General features: G+C 41.1%; 8 protein-coding genes. 4 read left to right on the top strand and 4 right to left on the bottom strand.

Annotated features, from left to right (window positions below):
• Window positions 1–129 precede the first annotated feature (129 nt).
• The 4 genes from purM to purD are packed head-to-tail and all read left to right on the top strand — an operon-like array spanning window position 130 to window position 4,548.
• The gene (gene purM, locus AC4E92_RS08615; RefSeq protein WP_490240181.1) at window positions 130–1,143 is read left to right on the top strand and encodes a phosphoribosylformylglycinamidine cyclo-ligase; all 1,014 of its coding nucleotides are present in this window, start codon (window positions 130–132) and stop codon (window positions 1,141–1,143) included.
• On the top strand, window positions 1,140–1,766 hold the full coding sequence (gene purN, locus AC4E92_RS08610; RefSeq protein ID WP_490240180.1) for a phosphoribosylglycinamide formyltransferase: 627 nt from the start codon (window positions 1,140–1,142) through the stop codon (window positions 1,764–1,766). The genes purM and purN overlap by 4 nt, the downstream gene beginning before the upstream one ends.
• A 4-nt stretch (window positions 1,767–1,770) precedes the next feature.
• Complete coding sequence (gene purH / locus AC4E92_RS08605; protein WP_490240179.1) at window positions 1,771–3,291, top strand: bifunctional phosphoribosylaminoimidazolecarboxamide formyltransferase/IMP cyclohydrolase; 1,521 nt, start codon at window positions 1,771–1,773, stop codon at window positions 3,289–3,291.
• Window positions 3,292–3,300: 9 nt separating this feature from the next.
• On the top strand, window positions 3,301–4,548 hold the full coding sequence (gene purD, locus AC4E92_RS08600) for a phosphoribosylamine--glycine ligase (protein ID WP_490240178.1): 1,248 nt from the start codon (window positions 3,301–3,303) through the stop codon (window positions 4,546–4,548).
• On the opposite strand, the gene AC4E92_RS08595 is transcribed toward purD, so the two are convergent.
• Genes AC4E92_RS08595 through AC4E92_RS08580 form a run of 4 tightly spaced genes read right to left on the bottom strand, consistent with a single transcriptional unit; the run spans window position 4,538 to window position 8,359 of the window.
• Window positions 4,538–5,371 carry a carbohydrate ABC transporter permease gene (locus AC4E92_RS08595; RefSeq protein WP_490240177.1) on the bottom strand — a complete coding sequence of 278 codons (834 nt, stop codon included), beginning with the start codon at window positions 5,369–5,371 and terminating at the stop codon, window positions 4,538–4,540. The two genes, purD and AC4E92_RS08595, sit on opposite strands and share 11 nt — an antisense overlap.
• Entirely contained in the window at window positions 5,368–6,249 is an 882-nt protein-coding gene (locus AC4E92_RS08590; RefSeq protein WP_490240176.1) for a carbohydrate ABC transporter permease, read from the bottom strand. The genes AC4E92_RS08595 and AC4E92_RS08590 overlap by 4 nt, the downstream gene beginning before the upstream one ends.
• Window positions 6,246–7,070: an amidohydrolase family protein gene (locus AC4E92_RS08585; protein ID WP_490240175.1), complete on the bottom strand. Its 825-nt coding sequence runs from the start codon at window positions 7,068–7,070 to the stop codon at window positions 6,246–6,248. The genes AC4E92_RS08590 and AC4E92_RS08585 overlap by 4 nt, the downstream gene beginning before the upstream one ends.
• A gap of 44 nt (window positions 7,071–7,114) precedes the next feature.
• Complete coding sequence (locus AC4E92_RS08580) at window positions 7,115–8,359, bottom strand: ABC transporter substrate-binding protein (protein ID WP_490240174.1); 1,245 nt, start codon at window positions 8,357–8,359, stop codon at window positions 7,115–7,117.
• Window positions 8,360–8,370: the final 11 nt, after the last annotated feature.

Raw genomic sequence — 8,370 nt, 5'->3', positions numbered from 1 at the left:
GATGGCTTAATCGAATCAGTTGGTTTGAAAAAGGAAGATCTCTGTATCGCATGTTTCAATGGTGATTATCCTGTAAAAACTCCAAGAGAAGGTAAAAAATATCTGTTTGAAAAAAGATGAGGTGGTTCAATGTCTATAACATACAAAGACAGTGGAGTAGACATAGATGCAGCAGATATCGCTGTGCAGATGATGAAAAAATACGTCAGATCGACTTACACAAGTGGAGTACTCGGAGATATCGGCGCGTTCGCAGGTTTCTTTCAGTTGAGTAAAGATTACAAACAACCTGTTCTGGTATCAGGAGCAGACGGAGTCGGCACAAAGCTCAAAATAGCTTTCATGGTGGACAAGCACGATACAGTTGGAATCGATTGTGTTGCGATGTGTGTAAACGACGTACTGGTTCACGGTGCAGTACCGCTTTTCTTTCTGGATTACATTGCCACTGGAAAACTCATACCAGAAAAAATCACTCAGATAGTCAAAGGTCTCTGTGATGGCTGTATTCAAGCAGGTTGCGCATTGATAGGTGGAGAAACTGCTCAGATGCCTGATATGTACAAAGAAGATGAGTATGACCTTGCGGGTTTTGCAGTCGGGATAGTGGAAAAGGAGAAAATTCTGGACGGTTCAAAGGTAAAAAACAAAGATATCGTCATAGGTCTTGCATCAAGTGGTATTCACAGCAACGGCTTTTCAATGGTTAGAAAAGTCCTTCTCAAAGATATGAAGCTTGACACGTACGTGGAAGAATTTCAAAAGACCCTGGCAGAAGAGCTGCTGATTCCAACAAAAATCTACGTGAAAACAGTCCTTGAAATCTTAGATGATGACATTCATGCGATGGCACACATAACAGGTGGAGGGCTGGTTGAAAATATTCCAAGAGTTATACCAGATGGGCTTGAAGTTCGCCTTGAGAAAAATTCCTGGCAGATTCCACCTGTTTTTCAAATTATTCAAAAGATTGGAAAAATAGAAGAAAAAGAGATGTTCAGAACCTTCAACATGGGTATTGGCTTTGTGTTAATTGTTGAAAAAGACAGTGTGGATAAAATTATCACAAAACTTCATCAGATGGGGCAAAAAGCCTGGGTGATAGGTGAAGTCTGTACAGGACAAAGAGGTGTGGTGATTTGAGAATTTTGAACGTAGGTGTGCTCGCATCTGGAAACGGTACAAACCTTCAATCAATAATCGACAAATCGGAGAAAGGGGAACTGCCTGCTCGTGTGACCGTGGTGATAAGCAACAGATCAGATGCTTATGCGTTAAAAAGATCAGAAAAACATTCCATACCATCGTACGCTGTAAAACCAAAGGATTTTTCAGACCAGATCGCTTATGAACAAAGAATGATCGACATACTCAACACACACAAAGTAGAGCTGGTCGTCCTTGCCGGTTTTATGAAAATCCTTTCTTCGCATTTCATTAAGGCTTTTAAAAACAGGATTATAAATATCCATCCATCGCTGATTCCTTCTTTCTGCGGTAAAGATTTCTACGGCATGAAAGTGCATCAAGCGGTGATAGATTACGGTGTGAAAATCACCGGTGCGACAGTTCACTTTGTAAACGAAGAGGTAGATGCAGGACCGATAATCATTCAAAAAGCTGTCACAGTGGAAGACTCTGATACACCCGAAACAATTGCGCAGAAAGTTCATGAAATAGAACATGAAATACTTCCAGAAGCGGTGAAATTGTTTGCCGAGGGTAAACTCAAAATAATCGGTAGAAGAGTCTTCATAGAGAGGTGAAAAAATGAGAGCTCTTATCTCTGTTTACGACAAATCAGGCATTGTTGACTTTGCCACAAATTTAACCAGGCTTGGCATACAGATAATCAGTACAGGCGGCACAGCGAGGTATTTGAAAGAAAATGGTTTAAACATCATACAGGTACAACAGGCAACATCTTTCCCGGAAATATTAGATGGCAGAGTGAAAACATTGCATCCAGCAATCCATGGGGCGATTCTTGCAAAAAGAGACAAAAAGGAACACATCAAAGAACTTGAAATGCTTTCGATTGTGCCAATCGATATTGTAGTTGTCAATCTCTATCCGTTCAAAGAAACTGTCCAGAAAACAGATGATATAGACGAAATCTTAGAAAACATAGATATCGGCGGTCCAGCGATGCTCAGATCGGCGGCAAAAAATTACAAAGACGTCCTGGTGCTCTGTGATCCATCGGATTATCAATGGTTAGCCGATAAACTTTCAGCCAAGGAAAAAATCACAGAACAGGAGAGAATGAAACTCGCACTGAAAGCCTTTGAACACACAGCATATTACGATGCAATGATTTGCGAGTATTTCAGAAAAAGGTTATGCATAAGAGAATTTTCAGAAACCTTCACACAGACATTTGAAAAAGTGTGCAATCTGCGTTATGGAGAAAATCCACATCAAAAAGCCGCACTCTACAAAGACGTATTTGCCAGAACTTCGACAATTGTCAATGCAAAACAACTGCAGGGTAAAGAACTATCTTTCAACAACATCTGCGATGCAGATGCAGCATTTGAGCTTGTCAAGGAATTTGATATGCCGTGCGCAGTTGCTGTGAAACATACAAATCCCTGTGGTGTTGCCTGTGCCGAAGATATTCACATCGCATTTGAAAAAGCATATTCAGCCGATCCAGTATCCATATTCGGCGGAATTGTGGCGCTGAACAGACCAGTTGACGGAAAACTCGCACAGAGACTTTCAGAAATTTTTCTTGAAGTGGTAATCGCACCGAATTATGAAACAGAAGCTTTAGCGGTTTTTTCCAAAAAGAAGAACCTGAGAATCCTGAAAATGGACTTTTCTGAGAATCAAGAAGAACTGGACCTGAGAAAAATAAGCGGGGGTATTCTTTTACAGACGAAAGATACGGTGGATTATCAAAAGCTCGAGGTTGTGACAGAAAAAAGTCCAACGGAAAAAGAAATGACAGATCTGCTCTTTGCATGGAAAGTGGTCAAGCACGCAAAATCAAATGCCATTGTAATTGCAAAAGACCTGTGTACACTCGCCATCGGAACAGGCCAGGTCAACAGACTCTGGCCAACAGAACACTGTGTGAGAATGGCTGGTGAAAAAGCTAAAAACGCTGTACTTGCCTCGGACGCATTTTTCCCATTCAGCGATGCGGTTGAAGTCGCTGCAAAAGCCGGCATCTCGGCGATAATACAGCCAGGTGGATCGATAAGAGACCAGCAGGTTATTGAAATTGCGAACCGTTACAACATAGCCATGGTATTTACAGGTACAAGGCACTTCAAGCACTGAGGTGGTTGGATGAAAATACTGTTAGTTGGACAGGGCGCAAGAGAACATGCACTGATCTGGAAACTCGCCATGGAAAGTCAGATCAGTCTTTATGCTGCACCGGGAAACGGTGGCATCGAAAATCTGGCAAAATGTGTGGAATTAACCAGAATCGAAGAACTGGTCGATTTTGCTCTGAAAGAAAAAATCGATCTGACAGTTGTCGGTCCAGAGATTTATCTTGTCAACGGTATCGTTGACGAATTTGAAAAACACGGCTTGAAGATTTTTGGACCAAGCAAAAAAGCCGCAATGATAGAGGGCAGCAAAATCTTCGCAAAAACGCTGATGGCAAAATACAACATTCCAACCGCAAATTTTCAGGTATTTGACCAGCCACATTCTGCACAGAACTATGTTTTGAAAATCGATCAACCCGTCGTGGTAAAAGCCGATGGACTTGCTGCAGGAAAGGGTGTCATTGTCGCAAAATCAAAGGAAGATGCTTTGAAAGCAATAGACGATATCATGAACAAAAAAATTTTCGGCAAAGCCGGTAACAAAGTGGTAATCGAGGATTTCTTGGATGGCAAGGAAGTCTCCGTCCTGGCTTTTTGCGACGGCAAGACGATAATACCAATGGTGAGTAGCATGGATTACAAAAAAGCCTATGACAACAATCTTGGTCCAAACACCGGCGGAATGGGTTCGGTTTCACCATGTCCATACTACTCAAAAGAAATGGAAAAATACGTTTATCAGGAAATTCTCGTTAAAACCATTCGAGCACTACAAAAAGAAGGAATAGAATACAAGGGTGTTCTATACGCTGGATTGATGATCACAAAGCAAGGTCCCAAGGTACTCGAGTTCAACTGCAGATTTGGAGATCCAGAGACACAGACGATTTTGATGTTATTGGAGAGTAATCTCTGTGAGATCCTGCAGGCTGTCAGCGAGGGAGATTTGAACGCCTGTCGGATAAACTGGGCAGACGAAAAAGCTGTGTGCGTGGTACTTGCCAGCGGTGGATACCCAAATTCTTACAAAACTGGCTTTGAGATATCTGGTTTAGAAGACATAAAAGAAAATGTTGTTGTATTCCACGCAGGTACAAAAAAAGCGGGCAGAAAGATCTTAACAAATGGTGGAAGAGTTCTGAATATCTGTGCCAGATCACACAGTTACGAACAGGCAAGGAAAATCGTTTACGATGCAATAAAAAGTATCTACTTTGAGAATATGCATTATCGAAAAGATATTGCGCTCAACCTTTGAGCCCGGTAAGTGTTATTCCTTTTATCAAATATTTCTGGCCAATTAGAAAAGCTATCACAGAAGGTAAAATACCCATCACAGCTGCAGCCATGAGTAGGTTCCAGCTCGTTCCATACATCCCTTGAAAGCTTGCTAAACCTATCGTTATTGTTTTCATGTAGTCTTTACTCACAACAACCAATGGCCACAACAGGTTATTCCACTGAAAAACAAAAGTGAAAATCGCCAGTGTCGAAATGGCTGGCAATGATAAAGGTACTATAATTCTTGAAAACACATAAAACCTGGACGCGCCATCCATTCTTGCAGCATCTTCGTAATCTTTTGGAATAGTCATGAAAAACTGTCTGAGCAAAAAAACACCAAAGGCAGTAAAAACATTCGGTAATATTAGACCGACATACGTATCAGTCCAACCAAAAATCTTTATCAATATGAAATTAGGTATCATGGTTACCTGCCCGGGGACCATTAATGTAGCCAGGTACAGCAGGAACAACCTGTCTCTGGCAGGGAAACTAAGCCGAGCAAATGCATAAGCACTCATAGAAGCGATTATTAAATGAAGTATAGTTATGAATCCTGATACTACAAGACTGTTGAGTAAATATCTACCGAAAGGTACAATCGTCCAAACTCTTTTGTAGTTTTCCCAATGAAAGGTCGACGGAATCCATTTTGGAGGGTATTCAAAAACTTCACCGACTGTTTTCAGAGAAGTGGAGAACATCCAGAAAAACGGTATTAACATGAAAAAAGCAACTATCAGCATTACACCAAAAAGTATCCAATTTATGAACTTCTCTTTTGTAGTTTTCTTCATTCGTAGTACACCCACTTTTTTTGATATTTGAACTGTATGAAAGTAGCAACAAAGATTATCCCAAACAGCAACCAGGCGACAGCCGATGCATATCCCATTCTGAACCACTGAAACGCATTGTTGTATATGTAATAAACAATGGTGTTCGTTGCATTTCCAGGGCCTCCGCCAGTTAAAACATAGGCTTGGTCAAAAATTTGGAAAGAACTGATTATGTTTATCACAATTACGAAAAAGGTCGTAGGAGAAAGTAATGGCAGAGTGATATACAAAAAGCTTTTGAATTTGTTTGCTCCATCAATCCACGCTGCTTCATAGAGAGAAGAAGGAATTCCCTGAAGGCCTGCCATGAAAAGAACTGTGGAAAAGCCAACATCTTTCCACACACTCAGTATAATCACAGCTGTTAAAGCCCACTTGGGTTGCGAAAGCCATCTTGGAAGATTCGAAAAACCTATGCTGTACAAGAAATCATTCAATAAACCAAAATCTGCGTTAAATATCCACCTGAAAACCATTGCTGCGGCAACTGTAGGTACGATAACCGGAAGAAAGATCGAAGCTCTGAAGAATGCCCTCATCGGTATACTCCTCACGAGTATGAGAGCAAATACCAAACCCAATACAACTCTCGTTGGGACGGTACCCAATACAAATATAAGGGTGTTTTTCAAAACAAGATGAAACGTTTTGTCCTGTGTTATCAATCTAATGTAGTTTTGTAACCCTACAAACTTTGGCTGAGTGAGCATATCCCACTGTAAAAAACTAAGACCAAGTGAGACGACAACCGCACCAAAGACAAAAACACAAAATCCGACAAACCCCGGTAAGAGAAACAACCAAGCTGCCACAGTTTCTTTTTCCCTTAAAGTCATTGAACCACTCCAAAAATTCTTGCAGCATTCAGGTAGAATATCTTATCAATTTGTTCAGCCGAAAGGCCCATTGACTTAAGTGAATCATACCAGCCAATTATCTCCCTTGGCATCTTGTCAATAGAGCTGTCAGTTCCAAAAACAACTTTGTTGACCGAGATTTCTTTGCCAATATATCCACCTTCGACTATGTGTCTTCTGACAACTTCTCCACCAGATACGTCGAAATAAACGTTCTTTCTCCACCTTGCGATCGCACACGAAACCATGTACTCAGGCCAACCAAGATGTGCACCTATTATCTTCAATCTAGGGAAAGAGTTGGCAATGGTATCCAGGTAAATAGATCTCATACGGGCTGAAGATTTTCCGTAGAACCTTTTTTGAACTTCTTCATCTATCTGACGAGCCATTGAACTATCTTCTTCAAGAAGGTAATCGACAGGACCACCTATGACACCTGTGTGAAATAAAATCACCATATTGTTTTGTTCAGCTCTTTCATAGAATGGAAAGTAAGCGGGATCGTCATAATTCTTGTCTGTCAAAATAATTTTCAAGCCTGCGAACCCCATTTTCTTGTACATATCTATATCAGAAACTTTATCCCTATCAAGGTCAATCCACGCAAGACCAAGGAATTTGTCTGGAAACTCATCAATTGCTTTCTTCACAAGCGCATTTCCACATGCAGAACCTATTAGAACCATCTTTTGTACGTTGTTCTCCTGAGCATAAACAAGCAATTGATTTACATAATCTGTGTAATCCTGTTCTCTTGAAACAAAATGTATGTGAGTGTCAAAGATCTTCTGTTTCATCAAAATCCTCCCTTGAAAGTGCGGCGCATGAGCGCCGCACGATCTTACCAAGTCCCGTATTGCTTAATCATTTTTGTAACTTCTTGAGAGACATATTCTAATACTTCAACTGCTGATTTTTGACCTGTCCATACATAATCAAGTTCTCTGGTTATGTAATCAAAAATTTCCCACCATCCAGGAATGTTTGGGAATTTCACACCGAAACTCGTTTCAGTAAAAAATATCAACCTTTCCTGTTCGCTCGGAGGATTTGAAATAAATGCCTTGACTGTCTCGGGGGTTCTCATTGCCGGCACAGCATCTCCACTCTTGGCAAAAATCGATTGACCTTTTGGACCGCACAAAAATTGCATGAACTTCCATGCGGCATCCTTGTTTTTCGATTTTGAGTACATCACAAAACCCGCTCCGCCAAGGGTATTGGTGCGAGTAACTTTGTACGGAAGAGGTGCGACACCGAATTTTAAGTTCTTGTTTGTCAAAAATGAACCTATCTGTGCTGCATTGCTGAGCACCATTGCAACCCTTCCAGTTGTGAACAACTCCGCTGCCGAGCCAAGCTGAGCAAGTTCTGCAATAGAAGGAGTCACTTTATAAGATAAGATCATGTCAGCTATAAATTGAATTGCCTCGATTGCATTTCTCTGATCAAGAGTGCATTTAGTGGGGGTGTCGTAGTCATCAACTATTTTTCCTCCGTTCATGTGAATCCACAAATGCCATTTATTCCTTTCGAGCACAACACCCCATTGTGTAACTCTACCTCGAGAATCAACCTTGGTCAACTTCCTGGCTGCATCCAAAAATCTTTGCCAGTCCCATGAATAATCCGGATACGCTACCCCAGCTTCATCAAAAAGAGTTTTGTTGTAGAAGAGAACCGTTGTGTCATTATCTCTTGGAAATCCGTAAATCTTTCCCTTGTACATGAAAGTACTCAAGAGTTCCTGGTTGTAAGCCTCTACAGGAAATTTTGTTTTTTCGATGTACGGTGTCAGATCTTCAAGTACTCCTTTAGCAGCCCAGCTCGGTATAGTGTGTAAGAACATCACATCTGGTGCGTCCTCGGCAGCCATCATAGCCTGGATTTTGTCAAAATACGTTGACCATGGATAGTTGATGATCTCCACTTGAATATCTGGATTTTCAGCCTGAAATTGTTTCACGATCTCTTGATAAGGTGGTAGTTCACTGGGTTCTCCCCAAAAAGAAAAGCGGATCTTTGTTGCAGAAAAAACAGCACAAACCATTGCCAGAACGATTGAAGCCACAAGCAGTTTTTTCATGATACCGCCTC

It is taken from the genome of Pseudothermotoga sp. (assembly GCF_031962025.1).
In the GTDB taxonomy this organism is placed as follows: Bacteria; Thermotogota; Thermotogae; order Thermotogales; family DSM-5069; genus Pseudothermotoga_B.
Note: the sequence above shows the minus strand (reverse complement) of the source record. Positions and strands in the feature narration are given on the sequence as shown.